This window comes from Paenibacillus sp. JDR-2 (assembly GCF_000023585.1).
GTDB lineage: Bacteria > Bacillota > Bacilli > Paenibacillales > Paenibacillaceae > Pristimantibacillus.
In genome coordinates this window covers 3,428,520-3,448,873 of sequence record NC_012914.1, presented here as the reverse complement: position 1 = coordinate 3,448,873, position 20,354 = coordinate 3,428,520, and the positions used below count along the sequence as shown (strand labels likewise).

13 protein-coding genes are annotated in these 20,354 nt (G+C 50.3%); 4 read left to right on the top strand and 9 right to left on the bottom strand.

Annotated elements, in window-relative coordinates; translation table 11 throughout:
* Positions 1 to 111 precede the first annotated feature (111 nt).
* Complete coding sequence (locus tag PJDR2_RS15165) at positions 112 to 2,019, top strand: DUF6923 family protein (protein ID WP_015844588.1); 1,908 nt, start codon at positions 112 to 114, stop codon at positions 2,017 to 2,019.
* Positions 2,016 to 5,243, top strand: coding sequence for a DUF11 domain-containing protein (locus tag PJDR2_RS15160; protein WP_015844587.1), 3,228 nt, complete (start codon positions 2,016 to 2,018; stop codon positions 5,241 to 5,243). The genes PJDR2_RS15165 and PJDR2_RS15160 overlap by 4 nt, the downstream gene beginning before the upstream one ends.
* 189 nt (positions 5,244 to 5,432) lie before the next feature.
* On the opposite strand, the gene PJDR2_RS15155 is transcribed toward PJDR2_RS15160, so the two are convergent.
* The gene (locus PJDR2_RS15155) at positions 5,433 to 6,302 is read right to left on the bottom strand and encodes a helix-turn-helix transcriptional regulator (RefSeq protein ID WP_015844586.1); all 870 of its coding nucleotides are present in this window, start codon (positions 6,300 to 6,302) and stop codon (positions 5,433 to 5,435) included.
* Positions 6,303 to 6,467: 165 nt separating this feature from the next.
* Between PJDR2_RS15155 and PJDR2_RS15150 the strand changes: the two genes are divergently transcribed.
* Positions 6,468 to 8,183, top strand: coding sequence for a glycoside hydrolase family 2 protein (locus tag PJDR2_RS15150; protein WP_015844585.1), 1,716 nt, complete (start codon positions 6,468 to 6,470; stop codon positions 8,181 to 8,183).
* Positions 8,184 to 8,231: 48 nt separating this feature from the next.
* Here the strand turns inward: PJDR2_RS15150 and PJDR2_RS15145 are convergent, their stop codons facing one another.
* The 7 genes from PJDR2_RS15145 to PJDR2_RS15115 all read right to left on the bottom strand — a co-directional run bounded on the left by PJDR2_RS15145 (position 8,232) and on the right by PJDR2_RS15115 (position 15,933).
* On the bottom strand, positions 8,232 to 9,959 hold the full coding sequence (locus PJDR2_RS15145; protein WP_015844584.1) for a right-handed parallel beta-helix repeat-containing protein: 1,728 nt from the start codon (positions 9,957 to 9,959) through the stop codon (positions 8,232 to 8,234).
* A 10-nt stretch (positions 9,960 to 9,969) separates the two neighbouring features.
* Positions 9,970 to 10,668 carry an HAD family hydrolase gene (locus PJDR2_RS15140; protein ID WP_015844583.1) on the bottom strand — a complete coding sequence of 233 codons (699 nt, stop codon included), beginning with the start codon at positions 10,666 to 10,668 and terminating at the stop codon, positions 9,970 to 9,972.
* Between the two features lie 15 nt (positions 10,669 to 10,683).
* Positions 10,684 to 11,832, bottom strand: a complete 1,149-nt coding sequence (dgoD, locus tag PJDR2_RS15135) for a galactonate dehydratase (RefSeq protein ID WP_015844582.1) — start codon at positions 11,830 to 11,832, stop codon at positions 10,684 to 10,686.
* Positions 11,833 to 11,994: 162 nt separating this feature from the next.
* On the bottom strand, positions 11,995 to 13,404 hold the full coding sequence (locus PJDR2_RS15130; protein WP_015844581.1) for a YfcC family protein: 1,410 nt from the start codon (positions 13,402 to 13,404) through the stop codon (positions 11,995 to 11,997).
* 4 nt (positions 13,405 to 13,408) lie between these two features.
* Complete coding sequence (locus PJDR2_RS15125; RefSeq protein WP_015844580.1) at positions 13,409 to 14,599, bottom strand: M20 family metallopeptidase; 1,191 nt, start codon at positions 14,597 to 14,599, stop codon at positions 13,409 to 13,411.
* Positions 14,600 to 14,769: 170 nt separating this feature from the next.
* On the bottom strand, positions 14,770 to 15,663 hold the full coding sequence (locus PJDR2_RS15120) for a LysR family transcriptional regulator (protein ID WP_015844579.1): 894 nt from the start codon (positions 15,661 to 15,663) through the stop codon (positions 14,770 to 14,772).
* Positions 15,664 to 15,681: 18 nt separating this feature from the next.
* Positions 15,682 to 15,933, bottom strand: a complete 252-nt coding sequence (locus PJDR2_RS15115; protein ID WP_015844578.1) for a YolD-like family protein — start codon at positions 15,931 to 15,933, stop codon at positions 15,682 to 15,684.
* A gap of 209 nt (positions 15,934 to 16,142) precedes the next feature.
* Between PJDR2_RS15115 and PJDR2_RS15110 the strand changes: the two genes are divergently transcribed.
* On the top strand, positions 16,143 to 17,567 hold the full coding sequence (locus PJDR2_RS15110) for a catalase (protein ID WP_015844577.1): 1,425 nt from the start codon (positions 16,143 to 16,145) through the stop codon (positions 17,565 to 17,567).
* Positions 17,568 to 17,618: 51 nt separating this feature from the next.
* Here the strand turns inward: PJDR2_RS15110 and PJDR2_RS15105 are convergent, their stop codons facing one another.
* Complete coding sequence (locus tag PJDR2_RS15105) at positions 17,619 to 20,306, bottom strand: alpha-L-rhamnosidase (protein ID WP_015844576.1); 2,688 nt, start codon at positions 20,304 to 20,306, stop codon at positions 17,619 to 17,621.
* Positions 20,307 to 20,354 lie beyond the last annotated feature (48 nt).

The following is a 20,354-nucleotide window of genomic DNA, read 5'->3' as shown; positions in this document are numbered from 1 at the left end:
TGTCGAAAATTCTTCTACCGGCCAGGCTTAAAGAATATTTATATAGAATGTTGGTTTTTAGGATAACCATTCGGAATAATTCCCTTTAAAAAGGAGGTATCCACACCCGCAATGCCAGCTACAATTACGGGAATTGTTTTTAACGATTTGAACCATGACGGAGTATTTACCGTTGGAGAGCCCGGAATACCTGGTGCATTTGTCGTGTTATTTAGCAGTACCGGCAGCACTTGCACACCAGCGCAAACTGATTCGGCCGGCAGCTACAGCTTTTCAATCACCTCAGCGGGTACGTATACGGTGTATGAGACCGTAGGCAATCCAGGCGCAACCTGTCCCCCGGTTGCTGTTTCCCAGCCTGCAGGTTTTACGATGTCCAATGGACCTCGCAAGCTAACGTTAACCGTTACGGCGGCTCAGATTACGGGGAACGCCGTGCTCAGCGGCAATAACTTCAGTCACGACACGATTAATAACCCGCTTGGCTGCACCACGAGTATGATTCAATTCTCCGGCCGTCCTTCTGTCTGGTACAACATTAATATCGTTACGGGCTCAGCCGTCGTCCAAGGAACCGTCAGCCCGCCTGTCGATATTAACGGCATTGGCTATAATACGCTTGATAATTACATCTATGGCTATGATCAATTAAATAACCGTATCGTCCGCGTAGACAACAACGGGAATGTCATCATCCTTTTTCCTCTTCCGCCTGGTCTACCGGCAGACACTTACAATGTCGGAACATTTGACTTGAACGGATTCCTTTATTTGTTTGTTAATAACGAGACGAGATTTTATGTCATTGATCTTCGCCCGAATTCCGCGACGTTCATGAAGCTGGTCAATCCGGCAAACGGCTTTTTGGAGCAGACCAGCAACTTTGGAGTAGCTTTAAGCCGTGCGCTCAATTCCAGCGATTGGGTATATCGGCCGCAGGACGGCAACTTGTATGCCATAACGCCAACTGGGCTGATGCAGCGAATTGCGCCAACGACGGGCACAATAACGAATATTACAACTACTCCATTAAATACGGGACCGTTTGGCGCGGTTGCCCTTGATGCAACCGGTACAATTTATGCCATTTCGAATAACGACGGCAATATATACCGTTACACCATTTCGGGGAATACAGCTGCCGCAAGCCGCTTTTCATCAACGGTCTCATCCTCCTTCAACGATGCCACTATGTGCGCTCTTGCAACTATTAATTTGGATTTTGGCGATGCGCCGGATGTTGCTGCGGGCAATGGGCCGGACAATTATTCTACGTTGCTACCCTCCGACGGTCCCCGTCATGGTCTCGTGAATAATCTGTTTCTGGGCACGAGAGTTACGGCGGAGACGGATGCCCATCAGAATTTTGACGCAACCGGAGATGACTTGACGCAAGGTATCCAAGACGATGGCGTAGCTGTGCCCTTGCCAATTTTAATTGCGAATTTAGGTTTCTATTCCTTCCCGGTGACCGTGACGAATACGACAGGTACATCAGCTAATCTGTATGCGTGGGTAGACTTTAACGGGGATGGCATTTACCAAGAAGATGAGGCGTCTCCTGTATTGACGATCCCTTCGATTCCCGGCACTCAAACCTATGAGCTGCATTTTTTCCCTGCTTTTGGCGTGATGCCAATCCTGGATCATACTTTTGTTAGAATACGTCTAACAACCGACACGCTGGTGAATGCGAATCCGCCGGGACAGCTCGCGGATACCAGAAGCTTAGGGCCGGCAACAGACGGGGAAGTAGAGGATTATATTGTTTTTGTCCAGAAGGCGGTTGAAATCTTTATCAACAAAACCGCTGAGCCTACGGAAGCATTACCGGGGCAGATCATCACCTATACCTTCTCGATTAAAAATCCGGCACCATTCCCGTTAACAAACGTTCGTATTGAAGACTCGCTTCTTGGCCTGGTTGATATCATCTCTTCCTTCCGCCCGAATCGACCGTGGAACTGCATGCCACATACGTTGTACCGCCCGGAACTCCAGCGGGCTCCGTTATCGTGAATACGGTATTTGCGATATCGGATCAAACCCTACCGGTTCAGGACCAAGCCGAAGTGATCGTGCTGCCTGATTACCAGTTATCTATTACTAAATCGTCTGACCGTATCACCGTACCTCCCGGCGAGACGGTTACCTATCAGATTACCGTCACGAACTTATCCAATGCTCCCGTTGCCAATGTTGCCGTCAAGGATGATCTAGTAGGCTTTACCGAGGTTATCCCATCGCTTGCTGTAGGCGAATCACGTACTTTTAACGTGCTGTTCGTTGTGCCTGCCGGCACTTTAGCAGGTACTGTCTTCAACAACCTGACGGTCGCCACCTCCAATGAAGCGCCGCCCGTATCCGATACCGCAACTATTGTCGTTTCGCCAATTCCGGAAATCTATCTCGTCAAATCGGTTGATCCTCAAATTGCCGCTCCGGGAGAAACCGTGCTTTATACCATTAATGTATCGAATGCGGGCAATGATCGACTTACGAATATCCGAATTACGGATCCCGTCCTAAATGTTGACCAGCTTTACGAAGCCCTAGATCCCGGAGACTCGATCATCATTACAGTTCCTTTTATTATTCCGGATAATGCCCAGCAGGGCGAGACCATTGTGAATATCGCATCCGTTACGACGGACCAGATCGGTCCTGCCCAATCGGATGCCGTTGTGAAAGTACTGGGACAGCCCGATATTTTGCTGACCAAATCAGTTTCACCTCCACAAGCTGCACGAGGGGATCAAGTTACTTACACTTTGGTCATTGCAAATAAGGGTAATACCGTCTTGTCCGATGTTCGGTTAACCGATCCTTTGATTGGACTTGACGAAGTGATTGGCACTTTGGTCATTGGGGAGGAAAGGACGCTCAGCATCCCGTTTATCGTACCGGATTTGTCCGTTAACCCGTTCGTTAACACAGCAGCGGTATCGGGTACGTTCGAATCATTGACGGTAACGGACATCGACAACGCTTCATTGGATATATTAATTCCTGAGCCTTCTATCGCAATTAACAAATCAGTTGACCAGACCCAAGCAATCGCAGGCAGTACGGTCCATTTTACATTCACCGTAATCAATACCGGAAACTCGCCGCTCACAAACGTTGTTATTGCCGATCCTCTTCTTGGCTATGTCAATACGATTGTTACACTTGAGCCCGGCGTATCCGTCATCGAGACCGTTCCGTTCACGATTTCCGCTACTGCCTCAGCCGGAACAATCATTAACAATACGGTTATTGTTACTTCAACTGAAACCGCGCCTCAGGAAAAATCCGTGAACGTAACGGTGGCGGGAGTTCCCGCACTTTCGATTACGAAGACGCCAAGCGTAGAGAACGCACTGCCTGGCGCTACGATAACCTACACCATTACGGTTGAGAATACCGGCAATGTTCCGCTCACCAACGTTATTGTCCAAGATGCTTTGCTAGGCTTCAGTACGGTTATTTCAACTCTCGGAATAGGGGCCTCTCAATCGTTTACGCCATCATTTTTCATTCCGGTTGGAACGCCAATCGGAACGGTTATTCAAAATCGCAGTACGGCTGCTTCCGATCAGACCGATACGATAGATACCACAGCAAACGTGCTTGTAGACCCGTTGCCTCCGGTTATGACCGTTACCAAAACACCGGACCGGGAAATTGTTGCTCCCGGCGGCACCGTTATCTATACAATTACGGTTGCTAACGCGGGGACGGTTGCATTGACAGGTATTGAACTCAGGGATGATGCCATTGGCGTAGCCAGCGATATCGGTACGCTTAATCCTGGCGAGAGCAGGACGCTTGTATTCCCTTACGTTGTGCCGTCAAGCATCCTGCCCGGTACAGTCATCGTGAATACCGCGATTGCCACCTCAGATCAGTCTAATCCTGAAGAAGGCACTTCTACGGTAACTGTAGACCCAACAGCATTGCTTCAACTCAGCAAAGTTTTCGAGCCGGCCGAGGCACCTCCGGGTCAGACGGTAACAGCCACCATTCGCGTTCAGAATACGGGAAATGTGGTATTAACCAACGTTATCGTGACGGATGCAGGTCTTGGATTGAACTCGCTTATTCCAGCTTTACCCGTTGGCTCGGTCCATATCATTCCGCTTCCGTTTATCGTGCCTATCGTCCAGGCAGGAACCATTCTTACCAATACGGCAACCGCAACGTCAACAGAAACGGGAGAGACTTCTTCGACCGCAACGCTTACCGTGCAGCCTGAATTTGTTCTTAATTTGACCAAAAGCGTCGATCCTTCAATTGCATTAGCAGGAGATACGGTAACCTTCACCTTTTCTATCCAAAACAATTCAAACACATCGCTTACTAATTTGCGTTTCTTAGATGAATTGCTGGGAATTGACGAGTCTGCGGATACTATCCCTCCGGGCTTCTCTACTCAGCTATCCCGGACATTTACCATACCGGCAGGAACACGCGGCGGGACCGTTCTTACCAATACAGCCATTCTCAGTTCGAATGAGTCACCTCCTGTTAGCGCATCCGTCAATGTGACCATCCCGGCGGATCCAAGACTGGAGGTCACCAAGACCGTATTTCCTCCAATCGCATTGCCTGGAGAAACCGTCTTTTTCCGTATGCGCGGACAAAACACAGGTAACATTCCACTAACGAACATCCGTGTTTCCGATCCGTTGCTTGGCATTTTTGCTATCGTTGCCTCGCAGGATGTTGGCGAAGCATTGTCGCTTATCATCCCGTTTACCGTTCCGGAAAACGCAGTGCCGGGCACACCGATTGTGAATACGATTTTGGCGGAATCTTCTCAAATCGGCCTGGTACGCGCCGACGCGGTCCTCCGAGTCATAAGCCCACCGCTTGTCGTAACGAAAAGCTCCGACTCGGGTACGATATTCGTAGGCGATAAGGTTAGATTTACCATAACGGTGGCTAATGTGAGCGATTTGCCGATTAATGATGCGGTCCTTCACGATATGCTGCAAGCGGGAACCTTGTTTGTTCCGGGCAGCGTGGATATTAACGGCAGAAACGTAAGCGGAGCGGATCCGGCACAAGGCTTACCGCTTGGCAATCTGTCTCCCGGCCAGTCGCTGGCGGTCAGATTCAGAGCCGAGCAGTCCCTTCTGCCGCCAGATGAGCAGGTCGAGAACCAAGCCTCCGTCAGCTTCAGAATAAATGATTTATTGAGGAGGCTTACCATTCGTTCCAATCTTCTTGTTCTGCGAGTGGAGCAAGACGAGGAGTAAGAGGACTTTGACGCCATCGGGTCATAATACTGATGGCGTTATTTTTTTGCACAAGGGCTAACGAAACTATGTAACGCTAATTACCGATTATTATCATTATGATGCCTGAAAATGGTCAAATAACGTTATGTCGTTTCGTTAGAGATCATAACGCCGATGATCGGACACGCTTGCGGGAACCAATCACATTTATCGGCTATGTTTCTTCGTTGATGTACCGGCCTCCGCCCTCTTCGTTATCCGATAATGGCTTGGCGACATGCCGTTATGCTGTTTGAACATTTTGCTGAAATGGTATTCCTCGTAATACCCGCACAGCTTGGCAACCTGATTGATAGGATAATCGGTAAAGACAAGATAATCGCAAGCCTGACGGTTGCGTATATGATCCAAATATTGTTTCGGCCCCATTCCCGTATGCTTCAGGAACACCTTGCGAAGGTATGAAGGAGAAATGCTGTACGTCTTGGCCAATTGTTCGATTCGCAAATTTTCTTTGTAGCTGCTCTCCAAGGTTTGTTTGATCTTCTCATAAGAAGCAAAAACGCCCGACTCGTCGATATTCCAATCCGGCTCCTTGCTGTGCTGCAATTTGTTCAGTAACAACAGCAGCTGAGATTCGGGAACGCTGGAGCCATCCGATATTCGCGCAGCCCAGCTCCGATTGATTTCTCTGAACCACGCGCCAAGCTCTTCGGCTTGAGGATCTCCGTATTGGCTTAGAAAAGGGAAGCTCAATTTACCAACAGGCATCGTATTCTTCCATACCGCCTCGTAAACAAGCTCCGCGCAATCGAACAACACCATGGTCATACGAAGCGGCGCCTCCGGGTCGGAGCGCATGGACATCTCCAGTCCAGGCCTTAAATACGCCAGCATGCCCGCCTCAACCTGATGCTCGGTGTTCGTCAGGAAGGTCCCTCTCCCTTCATGTATCCAATACAAGCTATGCACATTAACAAGGTTGCGAATATCCTTCCAGCCGGGATACGTCGATTTATCGAGAATGAGGTGGATATGGACAACAAGATGTTTGGTTGCATGGCTTAGGTCTGCCATCCTGCATAACCTCCTAGAATCGTTCCGTAGATAAACAAGCTCGAAAATGACATGCGGATATCGGTTTCTTCCATTCAGCTGCCCGATCCGTCATGCTATATTAACCATATTATCAGACGATTAACACGCCGGCTATGAATAGCTGAAGCTTAAGGAGGATCCGCATTGATTCGTACTTTTCCGGAGCATCATATTCGTAAAACAACGCTGTTAGACGGGCCATGGGACTTTGTAAAAGATCCCGAAAATACGGGACGGCAAGAGAAGTGGTTCGAGCGATTTCCACATGCCGAGAAATCTCTCTATGTGCCTTCCTGCTGGAATAACGAACTTCATTTGTATGATTACGAGGGTATCGCCTGGTACAGGAAAAAGCTGCGTACGGAAGATGCTCAGCATGTTCGGCTTATATTCCATGCCGTATTAGGCCATGCCGATATCTATCTCGATGGTCAACATCTCGGTTACCATTATGGCGGATATACGCCGTTTGAATTTATTCTCCCCTCCCTGCCTGCAGGAGAGCATGAGCTCGTTGTCCGGACAGACAGCACGCTCGACCGCTTGACCATCCCGACCGAAGTCGTCGACTGGTTCCATTACGGTGGTATTATTCGCTCGGTTGAGCTACAGACCTTACCGGATATCTATATCGATAAATTCGCAATAAATTATGAGCTGGATGGAGCTGCTGCCGACATCAAGGTTCAAGTCCGTTTATGCTCGCTCTCGCAAAACGACGAATCCGCTCTTTTCACCTTATCAGAAGGCAATGAGGTGATACGGTCGGAACAAGTTCGCGTGGCAGCCGGGCAATCGGAAGAGCTTGAATTTAGATTCGAATGGAATGATGTCCGTTTGTGGAATCCCGGCAAGCCGGAGCTCTATCTGTTCCGGGCTGGCATCGAACAAGACGACAAATACGAACGGATTGGTTTCCGCAAAATCGAAACAAGGGATCACCGAATACGAATCAATGGTGCTCCCGTCTATTTAAGAGGCATTAACCGGCATGAGGAACATCCGGAATGGGGCTTTGCCTTCCCTCCCAAGCTTATGCAGAAGGATCTGGATATCATTCTTGAGCTTGGCTGCAATACGGTTCGCGGCTCCCATTATCCCCAAAGTCCGTATTGGCTGGATTTGCTGGATGAGAACGGGATTGTTTTCTGGAGCGAGATTCCGATTTGGGGAGCTATGCTGCCGAACGAGACGGTCTGCGAACCTCTCTTCCAAGATCGTGCGTTAACAATGATGGAAGAGATGGTTCTTACGCACATCCATCACCCTTCGGTTGTATTCTGGTCCGTTCATAACGAGATCGATTCAAGAACGCAAGACGCTTACGAGATGACAAAAAGGATGGTTGAGCTCGTGAGGAAGCTGGATTCCAGCAGACTTGTTACCTATGCCACCATGCATCCGCTGGAGGATGTCCTGCTTCCGCTCTTTGACGTCATCGGCATCAACAAATATTATGGCTGGTATGAAGGCCAGGTTGACGGTTTTAAGGAAATGCTTCAACAATTCCATAAGCGTGCAGAACAAATGGGAGCGGGAGATAAGCCGGTATTAATGACCGAATTCGGCGGAGCCGGGATTTTTGGCGATGTCGGCTGGGAGCCAAGGCTGTTCAGCGAGGATTACCAGGCGCATATTGTCACCGAAGCGCTTGGCATATTTAGAGAGGATCCTCTCATCGGAGGCACTTATATCTGGCAATTTGCGGATATCCGGGGTGATCTAAAGAGCAGTGGCAACCATTTCCGCGACCGTGCCCGCAGCTTCAATAACAAAGGTCTGGTCAACGAATACCGCAAGCCGAAGCAGTCTTTCCGCGAGGTAAGCCGCATTTACCGTGCTTGGAGTGAGCAGGATTAATAGAACGCAAAAGAGACAGCCGGAACGCCGGTTGTCTCTTTTGTTAATCTACGATTTCTGGATATGGAACGTGTTTCCTTCTATTTCAACGCCGCTGCAGCTTTCAATCGCAAAGAACCCGCTTGCATCCGGCTCTTCTACGCTTTCGCACAACCGTTCAACCAGAATCTCGTTCCGGCTGAAGACAAGCCCTTCCGTGCTCCGCGCCGATAGCAGCGCAGCTTGGGAGACTTCAAACCGATTACCCTCTATTCTGATGTTTCGGTGCACCGGTACTTCTGAGATAGAAAGCTCGTTCTCGGGAGCAATCCGGATAATCGGATGCTCTGCCCCGCCGCTGGCCCCAAAATGATTCCCCGTAATGAGCAAGTCCGTAACCGCGCCCGATTCATACCATGAATTTGCATCGGCCGCGACCAGAATACCGTTCATGTGTATGCCTTCGAACCTGTTATCCCGTATAATCGTCTTTCGTGGCGACGTCACAAGTATGCCGCGGGTCGGAATGCGGGCAAAATGGTTCTTCTCAATTACGATCTCCGGGGACCATGTCAGATTCTCAATAACATCTTGCTCCCCATGCAGGATGGGAGCCGGCTGCTCCAAGGTCAGGAGAAGCTCGCGCGAATTAAGCCTCTCCACCGCAGCAACCCTTCCGGCAGCATAGGATGCAAGACTGTCGGCGCTAACAAAAGCGACTTCGTCACCCGGGAAGAAGGCCTGGAACCCATACGTTTGCGGATGCATGAATCTCACCTGCACTTGATTTGATGCCGGTTGGCCTACAATACGCAGATAGGTACCATGAATGTTGATCGCGTCGTCATGAGCACCTGCAAACCTGCTGTCCGTAATGGAAATTAGCCCCCGGCAGCCGGATAAATGAATAAAATCGGCGAATCCCGTTACCGTTCTTCCAGTCTCAGTGCGCGGCGCCAATTCCAGATTCGTAAAGGTTAACTCTTCGCTGAACTGGCCAACAACGCCTAATCCATGCATAAAATGAATTCCCAGGCCGGTCAGGCGAACCCGCTTGCAGCCTGCAATCAGAATGCCAACCTGGTCGCGTATGCCATCGCGCATTTGAACGGTTATACCGGGCAGGACATCCGGTACGGCCTTATCAGCAAAATGGTATCTGAGGCGACGACTGCCGATTTCCTCAACCCGCTCTGCCCGTGAAGGCCAATCGTCCACCCTCCAGGTACGGTTTGCGTTTATGTCGCAGTGCTGCACCGGTCCTTCCCGGAAAGTCCAGCCTTCGCCAACCCAAGTAAGCCGTCCGTCTTCCAACTTGTATTGCGAGTCCGGATGCACGCGTACGTCCAGTTCATATTCTCCGCACCGCTCCACTGTCATCTCGGTCACGGTCGGCCGGGCATAATCGAAGCGCAAATTGCGAATCTCCATATTCTCGCAGCCATCCAGCAGCAGCATCGTTTGTTTGCCGTGGATAACAAACAGGGAGCCGTTCCCCTCCAGCGTAAAGTTGCGAAGACCTTTCATCAACAAGGCGATCGTTCGCGTGATGTCGGGATTCTCCTCTTCGCTGGCTGTATTGGTAATATAATAAGCGGCTTTGTCTGCATGCTCCGGATAAAAATGATAGGTTCCGAAAGGCACCTCCAGAACGATTGGACCGTCTTGAGCGCCTGCCGCCTCAATCGCGCGCCGTAAGACCTCACCAGCGTTCTGTTGCAATTGCTCAGCGTCGCCAAAATCCGCCAACGAGATCACCTTAACGGAAGCTAAATCCGGATTTTCGTGTATCGTCATGCCTATACCCCTATCTTTTAATTACCGGAATGAGATCCTTTAACGTCCCTATTGTATAAGTGGGTTTTATCTCGTCCGAGAAGGATACTGCCCTGCGATTATAGAAGCAGAAGTCGATTCCAGCGTTTTGGGCTCCGTGGTAATCGTCGTTTAACGAATCTCCCACGAAGAGAACCTCGCGATTTGACAGCTTTAACTCCTCTAGAGATAGTTCAAAGATTTCTTTCCCCGGTTTCCGTACGCCCGCTTCATCAGAGACGATGATGGAATGAAATTTTTCGTAGATTTGTCCGGCAGCAAGTCTCTTCCGTTGTGCCAAGCCTAGTCCATTTGAGATAATGCCCAGCTTATGCGTCGCATGAACCTGTTGAAGCACTTCTTCCGCACCAGGCTCGAAATAACAAGTATGGCAAAAGTGATTCCAATAAGTAGCGGAGAGCTTCTCGTAGGCAGAATCATGAAGGATAATCGTATCGCGGAACGAATGAATAAGCACGTCTTCGATCGTTTGATGAGATCCCCGCTTATGAACAAAGTCCATCCAATGCTTGAAGTTATGTCCCAAGTACGCTGGCCAAAATTTATTCCAGCTCGCTTCATCATCCAGGTTCAGGTTATGTTCCCTGACCGTCCGCCTCATGCATTCTGCTTCGCTATAGGTATAGTCCAGTAAGGTATTGTCCAAATCGAAAATAATAGCTTTATACATAACAGGCTCCTGTCTCTACCACTCCGCAATGCTGCCGTCTTTGTGGCGCCACACCGGATTTCTCCAGTTATGTCCGACTGCAGCCATTTGTCTTACATGCTCCTCGTTAATTTCAATGCCCAGACCCGGACCTTGCGGGATGGTCACATGACCATCTTGATATTCGAATACGGCCGGATCCGTCAGATAGTCAAGCAGATCACCGGTCTCGTTATAATGAATGCCAAGGCTTTGCTCTTGAATAAACGCATTATGGGAGGTTGCATCAACCTGCAGACAAGCGGCCAGCGCGATTGGTCCAAGCGGACAGTGAGGCGCAAGCGCCACATCGTAGGCTTCCGCCATCGATGCGATCTTTTTGCATTCGGTAATTCCGCCTGCATGGGACAGATCCGGCTGGATAATATCCACTGCCCCATCGCTTAACAGCTGCTTGAAGTCCCAACGCGAGAACATCCGCTCGCCGGTTGCAATCGGAATCGACGTATGCTTGGTGAGCTCCTTTAGAGCTTCATTATTTTCCGGCAATACCGGCTCCTCGATAAACATCGGACGGTACGGCTCAAGTTCCTTCGCCAAAATCTTGGCCATTGGCTTATGGACACGCCCATGGAAGTCGATTCCGATCCCGATGGATGAACCAACAGCATCCCGTACCGCAGCAATGCGGGCAACGGCTTCATCGATTTTGTCATAAGAATCAATATATTGAAGCTCTTCCGTACCATTCATCTTCACTGCGGTAAATCCGGCGGCAACGATTCTCCTCGCTTCCTCAGCCACCTCGGCAGGCCGATCACCGCCAATCCAGGAGTATACGCGCATCGTGTCGCGACAGGCACCGCCCAGTAGTTGATAAATTGGAGCGTTATAGAATTTCCCTTTTATATCCCACAGGGCTTGGTCGATTCCGGAGATTGCGCTCATCAGAATTGGACCTCCCCGGTAAAATCCCGAACGATACATCATCGACCAATGATCTTCAATCCGCATCGGATCTTTACCGATCAAATATTCCATCAGCTCGTGAACGCAAGCTTTTACCGTTTCGGCGCGTCCTTCTACGATAGGTTCGCCCCATCCCGTAATTCCTTCATCCGTTTCAATCTTCAGGAACAGCCAACGCGGCGGAACTTGGAACAATTCATAGCTTTGGATTTTCATAATGTCCTCCTGGAAAGTGAGTGATTGAAATAAAGCAGTTGTGAAAGCGGTCACAATAATCGGCAAAACAGTTTCAGGTAACTTATTCTTCACCGGTACGGCAATTCCCCCCTGAGCCAAAAAGAAAAACGTGCACGTCCAAAAGGACGGCACGTTTCACGTTTAATAATTAATCATATGGGCAATAACCATCAGAACCGCTCCGATTACAATCCACATGCACATCAGCGGCCAGAAGAATTTAACCCACTTCTGATACGGAATGCCGGATACCGCCAGACTTCCCATCAGTGCCGAAGATGTTGGCAGGATCATATTCGAGAAGCCGTCGCCAAGCTGGAAGGCAAGTACGGTTGTCTGGCGCGTCACTCCAATGAGATCCGCTAGCGGCACCATGATTGGCATCGTGGTTACGGCCATCCCGGTTCCCGATGTAATAAAGATGTTCATGACGTTCTGGAACAAGTACATGCCAAGCACCTGCACCGGACCAGGCAGCTCGCCTACCAATGTGGACAAGCCATATACGATGGAATCGATAACGCTGCCTTGATCCAATACAACCATAATACCGCGGGCAAAACCGATAATTAACGCTCCGTAAGTAATCGCCTTTGCGCCTTTTACGAATTCCGAAGCAATCCGGCTTGGTCCATATCCCGCGCAAAAGCCGCAGACGACGCCCATCGTCAAGAACAAGGCGGCAAGCTCCTCCATCCACCAGTCCTTCTTCGATACTCCCCAGATCAGAGTAGCAAAGCCAGCGATGACAACCGCCAAAGTCAGATAATGCTTAAGCTGCATGCGGGGAAGCTTGTTCAGATCAAGCTCCTTCGTCTCGACTTCCTTTTCAAGCTCGCTGACGAGGCTTTTCTCCGGATTCGAACGAACCTTGCCGGCATAACGGACGATATACAAGCTTGTTACCGTGATGAGGCAGAGGAGAAGGATAATCCGCAGCCATGCGCCCGAGAATAACGGAACCTCGGCAATGGCTTGCGCTAGTCCTACGTTAAACGGATTCAGAATGCCGGCCGTAAAACCGCTTGCGGCACCAAGCGAGACCATCGCTGTTCCGGTAAGCGCATCAAAGCCTAGAGCTCTTGCAACGGCAATTCCGATTGGCACGAATACCATAACCTCCGTCGACATGCCCATCGTAAATCCGGCAACCGAGAACAGCATAATAAAGATCGGGATGACCCATCTGCCTTTATTGGCGAAGTTTTTAGCAACCCTGCCCGTAATAGCCTCGATTGTCCCCGTAGAGGAAATGATCTCGAACGTACCGCCGATAATAAGGATGAAAAAGACGACGTCAGCGGAATCAACAAGTCCGTGTACGATAGCTTTAGGGATGCTTACCAAGCTTACCGGGCTGGCATCCGCTTCATGATAGGAATTCGGCACAACCAGCGTTTTGCCGGTTGCCTGATCTTCGGCCCGTTCGAATTCGCCTGCCGGGACCACGTAAGTCAATGCGGCTGCAACAAATACGAGAAAAATAAGAATGACATACGTATGAGGCATTTTAAACCATTGCCGGGATGTCGATTTAGTCGGGTCTTTCATTGTTTTATCCCCCATTTTTAGAATTGCTCCACTCTTCGAACTCTGAACGGACGAGCCTTAATGCGTCACGGTCCGAACAAAGATCATAAGCGGTCATAGCCAGAGCTTTCGCCGCATTGTTCAGTAGAATCATTCCTTCCTCCGAACCGGCAAGACGAGCGAATTCCGGCGTATGCGTCGTTGCTTCTCCAAGCCGGATATAAGGATGGATAACAGCCGTCATTTGACTGACGTTGCCAATGTCGGAGGAACCAACGCCGCCCTTCAGCGGAGGGTCGTTTACCTCAAGGCCAAGCTCTTCCTCCAGATTGCGGGCGAATAAGCCTGCTAATGCTTTATTATTGTTCCGCTCGGCATAAATCAGACCTTCCTTGATGTCGACCGCTGCCCCTACGCCTTCTGCTGCGCAGCGGACAGCGCGGTATACCTTTTCCCTGACCGTCTCTAGCTCCTGCACGGTGGACGCTCGCAAAATAAACACCATTTCGGTCAGCTCGGGCACAACGTTAGGCGCGTCTCCGCCCTTCGTAATAATACCGTGGATCCGGACATCCTCCTTCATAAACTGGCGCAAGGAGTTGATTGCCGCATAGGCGTTCACAAGCGCATCCAGGGCGCTGATTCCTTTTTCCGGCGAAGAGGACGCATGAGCTTGTCTTCCGTGGAAAGTAAACGTAGCATCCACGCATGCAAGAGCGCCCCGCAGCACCATCGTTTTATTCTGAGGATGCACCATCATGGCCGCGTCAACATCGTCAAATACACCGTCGTTGCACATGATGATCTTGCCTCCGCCTTCCTCTTCGGCTGGCGTGCCCAGCACGATGATTTTGCCGGGCAGCTCCGGGAAAGTACTTTTAAGCGCGAGTGCTGCGCCAACCGCCGCCGTTCCGATTAAGCTGTGGCCGCAGCCATGGCCAAGTCCCGGAAGCGCATCGTATTCGGCCAGCAGCGCTATCGTTGGTCCGCCTGTTGTCCCTTCCCAAGTTGCGCGGAACGAAGTCTCAAGACCCGAAATCCCCTTTTCCACCGCAAAACCCGCTTCAATCAGCGGCTCCGTTAGCCATTGCTGCGCTTTATGCTCGTGAAAGCTAAGCTCCGGATTCGCATGAATGCGAAGAGACAGCTCACGCAGCTGCGCATCACGCGAATCTACCGCCTGTGCAATCCGTCGTTTGGATTCTTTGTTGCTCATCAAATCGTTCCCACCTATCCTGAAATAGCCGTATATTTATGCATCAATATGTATCAAATAATAAGGAAACCTGCCTGATAAGTACAATTAATTGTTTTTTGGGGAAGCGCATAACTTTTTTTATGGGTCGTGGGAAAATAAAAAAGCCCTGCATGCTTTCATGCAGGACTTCATGTGCGTATATGCTCGTTTGTCATAAAATCAACGAATCTATCCACGATTGCCAGCTCGCGCGTCTGATTTCGGTATAACATCCATGTATTTCTGCGGATTGGCTCTCCATTCTTCAGCGTTAATTCCAGCGAATGCAAACCGTCCTCCGGTGACACAAATACGCCTGGTACAATGGAATAGCCGAGTCCTTGCTTGACCATTTCCTTGCAAGTCTCGTAAGCGTCAACCTGCATGGCTATAACTGGAGGTACTTGATAATGCTCATGCCACCACTTCTGAATGGTATGTCCCAATGTGGACGCGGTTGCGCGTACCGTCTTGGACTTGGGTTCGCTGTAATGGATATGCGGCAGCTCCGGAAGCCGATCAAGCTCGATTGGTTCACGGGAAATCAGGCAGATGGGCTCATCATGAAGCAGCTCCTTCGCTTCCTGCCACTGGTAATTCCCGCGTACGATCCCTATATGAATTTCCTGTTCAGTTAACAAGTCAATGATCTCTGAGCTTAATGCGCAAGTCACATGGAATTGCACCTCCGGATACAGATCCTTGAACTTTCCAAGCAGAGGCGGCAGCTTGTATAAGCCGTAATAGCTGGCTACTCCAAGACGTAGCGTTCCTTTTACGAGACTCCTCATGTTGAGCAGATAATCTTTCATCGCAACCATCTCTTCGCGCATCTTCTTGGCAAAGGAGGCCAGCGCCTCGCCTTCCGGCGTCAAATACGTTCCTTTGGTATGCTTAACAATAAGCGGAACGCCGAATTCCCGCTCCATCTGCTGAATCCGGTATGTTAAGGCAGGCTGCGTCATATAGAGCTTTTCCGCCGCTTTGGTCAAGCTTTGTTCCTCGGCTATGTATTGCAGAATAACCGCGTCTTTATCATCCAATGCTTAACAAGCTCCTTTTTAATTCCTTGAATAGCTGACATTCATAATATCCATAAACGGGACCTTGTCCAATCCCGATGACGTCTCGACATGAACTTTGCCTGTCCTTGAATCCATCGCCGTAATAACGCCTTGAACAGGTTCCTCCCTGCCCCATACGGTGAGAACAATCGTAGATGTTTCATAGAAAGCTTCGCTTAACTGATTCCCTATCTCTTCTAATACAAATTCGTCCCTTGTAGGACGCTTTGGCACCTTTGCTTTCGCCATATTTATCTATTACCTCCATATAAGCCTTTCCGCTTGTTGTCCAATCATAACATATCCCGGGAGTATTAATGCCCGAATGGGGAGAAAAAAATCTTCCATCCGGCCTCCGTCCGATAGGAGCGGAGAATAGACAATATTGCAGACGCATTTTACTTCGGTAACGAGAATAGACATAAAGGTGGCAAGAGATTGATTATGGAGGTATATAGATGGACAATAATCAAGGTTTTTCGGAGAATAATGCCCCGATGCCTGCGCAGAAGCCAGCTAAAAAAGAGCATCACCATGGCTTATCACCGTCGCAATGGAGCGCAATTGACAGTCCGGCCGCTCTCCATTCGCAAACCGTAGGCGCCCGCGGCCCCATTCTCGAACAAGATAGCGTGCTGCATGAGACAATGGAGACCTTTATACATAATAAAATTCTCGAAAGACCCGTTCATGTCAAAGGCTGGGGAGCATTTGGCTACTTTCAGACCGTACATTCCATGGCTGCGCATACGAAGCTCTGCTTCTTGCAGCAACCAGGCTATCAAGTTCCCGTAACCGTCAGGTTCTCCCTTGCGGTCAGCAATAAGGGAACCCCGGATACATCCCGCAATGTACGCGGATTCGCGACCAAATTTTATACCGACGAAGGTGTCTTCGACCTGGTTTTCAATCATATTCCCGTCTTTCTGATCAGAGACCCTATTCGTTTTCCGGAGTCCATACAGGCGTTCTTGCCTTCGCCTATCAATAATTTAATTGACCCCGAGAGGTTCTGGAGCTTTATCGCAAGAGCGCCTGAATCCACTCACTTTATCGTATGGTTGTATTCCGATGCCGGGACGGTCAAGAGTCTTCGCCACATCCCCGGGCATAGCGTAAATACGTACGTCTGGAGAAATGCGCAAGGGGTTTGCACCTACGTTAAATACCACTGGATTCCCTATGCCGGTGTCCAGACCATTGACGCCGAGGAATCTGCAGAACTAAGCTGCAAAAATCCGGATTACGCGGGCCAGGATCTGTACGATACGCTTGCCTGCGGAAAAACGGTAGAGTACGGCTTATACGTTCAACTAATGGATCCTGCGGATGAGGCCAGCCTTCCTTACGATCCGCTCGACGATACGAAAATTTGGGATGAGGATCAGTTCCCGCTCCTGCCGGTCGGCAAGCTTGTCTTGAACCAGAATCCGGACGATTATCAGGAGCAGGTGGAGAAGCTTGCCTTCTCTCCTTCCAATCTGCTGGATGGCGCCGAGCTGTCGGATGATAAAATGCTGCAAGGACGTTCGAATATATACGCAGATTCGCAGCGTCACCGGATCGGGCCGGATTTCCGCAAGGTACCGGTCAATCATCAGGCGAACTGGACTCCGGGCTCCATGCAGACCAGCGGCAATGGCCGGTATGTAGAAGGGCATCTTGTGAGGTCCGAAATTCCAAAGTCCGATGATTTCACGCAAGCGGGTCAATATTACGATTGTCTGCAGCCGGTACAGAAGGAACATCTCGTCAAAAATCTGGCCGGTGATCTCTCCGCGGCATGCGAGGAAACCCAAGCCATTGTACTCGGTTATTTAAGCAAAGCTTCAACCGAATTAGGGGAACGCGTTGCCAAGCAAATCCATGCTCAGAAAGGCTGATTTTTACATGAAAAAACCGTTCCCGGAAATAGGGAACGGTTTTGTTTTTTCTCAAACGGTTACTTTGGCTGCGGCATGAACACGGTAGATGCCTGACCCGAGGGACAGCACAAGCAATCCGCCTTCTTCCCGGAAATCAATAACGCCGGAAGCCGAGCGAAGATCGGCGCCATTGACCGAGATGGCATCAGGCAAGGCACCTTGCAATCTCACTTCCGCAGTCGTGTTAGGAGGAAGCTCAAACTCATAGCTCACTGCCCCGTCTACGCTTGTATTCCATCCGCTGCGGATCAATCCATAAACGGATTTATAGGAGGCTTTGGCGTAAGTAAGACCGGAATCCGTGCGCGGACGGAAAATAATATGCTTATAGCCCGGCTGCGACTCATCCAGGTCAAGTCCGGCTACAACCCTGTACAGCCATTCCCCAATAGATCCGTAAGCGTAATGATTATAGGAATTCATATCGTCGCTCCAGAAGGAACCATCCGCTTTAATGCCGTCCCAATGCTCCCAAATCGTTGTTGCCCCTTGGTGAATCGAATAAAGCCAGGATGGGTAGTCCTCCTGCTGCACCAGCTTAACCGCCACATCGTGATAGCCGTTTTCGGACAACACATGGCTCAGGTAAGGCGTCCCTACAAAGCCGGTCGTCAGATGGAACTTTTGCTCCGTTACGTAGTCTGCCAGCGTTTTGGCCAGCCGGTCACGCACCGAGCCTTTGACAAGTCCGAACATCAGCGGCAGAACGTGAGCGGTCTGCGTATGGGCGGCAAGCCTTCCGTTAGGCGTAAGGAATTCGCGTTCGAAGGCTGCTGCAATCTGATTGTACAGCTCGCGGTAATGCTCCGCATCGTCCGTTCGGCCAAGCACTTCGGCGGTTTTGACGAACAGCTCCGTGGAATAGGCATAATAGCAGGTTGCGATCAGATCTCTAGGCGTTGCTCCTACATAATCCCCTTCTTTGGCGTCTAAGCCCAGCCAATCACCGAAGTGGAAGCCGGTATTCCATAGATATTCGTCGCTGCCTTGCTTGCGAATGTACTCCACCCATGCCTTCATGCTGTCATACTGCTCTTCAAGCACGCGCTTATCTCCGTAACTGAGGTACATCGTCCAAGGACAGATGACCGCGGCATCGCCCCAAGCTGCGGAAGAATGAGAATTCTCGTCCAGCACATGAGGGATAACAAACGGCACTCCCCCGTCACTGCGTTGGTCTGCCTTCAAGTCGCGCAGCCATTTGGCGAAAAACGGAGCCACGCCGTAATTGAATGCAGCCGTACGGATAAAGACCTGAGCGTCGCCCGTCCAGCCAAGCCGTTCATCGCGCTGCGGACAGTCCGTCGGAACATCGAGGAAATTGCCGCGTTGTCCCCAGATAATATTTTGCTGAAGCTTGTTTAATAGAGGATGAGAGCACTCGAAAGCACCCGAAGCCTCCATATCCGTATGAAGGACATGTCCGGTGAATTGATCCAGGTTAAGCGCGGCATCCTGCGGCCAGCCTTCAATTTTCACATAACGGAAGCCTTGGAACGAGAAATGCGGCTCGTATTCCTCTTCCCCGCCTTTGCAAATATATCGGACCGTCTGCTTCGCTTTGCGAAGATTGCCGATATAGAAGTTGCCTTCCCGGTCCAGTACCTCGGCATGCCGGATCGACAGCTCCGTACCTGCCGGCAGCTCGATGCGGAAATGAAGGCGTCCGACCATGTTCTGGCCCATATCCAGCACCGTTTCGCCGGAAGGGGTATGAATAAGAGCGACAGGCTTCAGCTTTTCGGTTATGCGGACAGGCTCGTTTTCCTGCATGACCAGGATATCCTTCGATTGGGCAAGCTCCGTTACACCGGCCCAGCTCTGATCGTCGAAGTCTGGCTCCGACCAACCCTTAATTTCCAACCGGGCATCATAGGTTTCTCCATGATACAACTCCGACATGAGGATTGGACCGGTAGCCGCACGCCAAGACGTGTCGCTGGCGATTACTTCCGATGTTCCGTCGTCATAGTCGATATGAAGCTGAAGGAGCACAGCACGGATATTGCCGTAAATGCTTTTCTGATTGTTCCAAGCCAAGTCGCCTTTGTACCATCCGTTCGCTAAAGAAGCTCCGATTGCGTTGCTTCCCGCTGCAAGCTGCTGCGTTACATCATAGGCCTGCACCTGGAGTCTGCTGGAATAACTCGTCCAGCCCGGCGTATACTCCCAATCGCCAACCCGCTTGCCATTTAGCTCCACTTCGTATAGTCCGAGCGCAGTCGCATACAAGGTTGCGCGGCTGATGTTGCTGCGTGCCGCAAAACTTTTGCGGAGCATAAAAATTTCTTCCGACTGCGGATTGATAGAGTTTGCTTCGGGCGTAATCCAAGATGCCGTCCAGTCCGCGGTTTGGAGAAGTCCCATTTCCCAATGAGCAGTCTTACTCCATTCCGATTCGTTGCCTTTGTTATCCCATACTTTCACCCGATAGTAGTAACGGCCTCGCGCATGCAGCGGCTGCCCGCCGTATTCGATCAGGGTCGACTGCTCCGATTCCACGCGGCCGGTATCCCATACCAGCTCAAGCTCATCAAATCCTTCCAATCCGCAGGATACTTGGATCTGATAAGCGAGCTGCATCACATGAACGTCATCCGATTGAAGCTGCCAGCTGATACGCGGCGATAAAGCTCCGAGTCCGTTTGGATTTTGCTGATATTCACAACGCAAATGGTTTACTTGCAACAAAGTCATATATGAATTTCCCCTTCCGATAATCTTGTATGCTAATCATTAACTTGA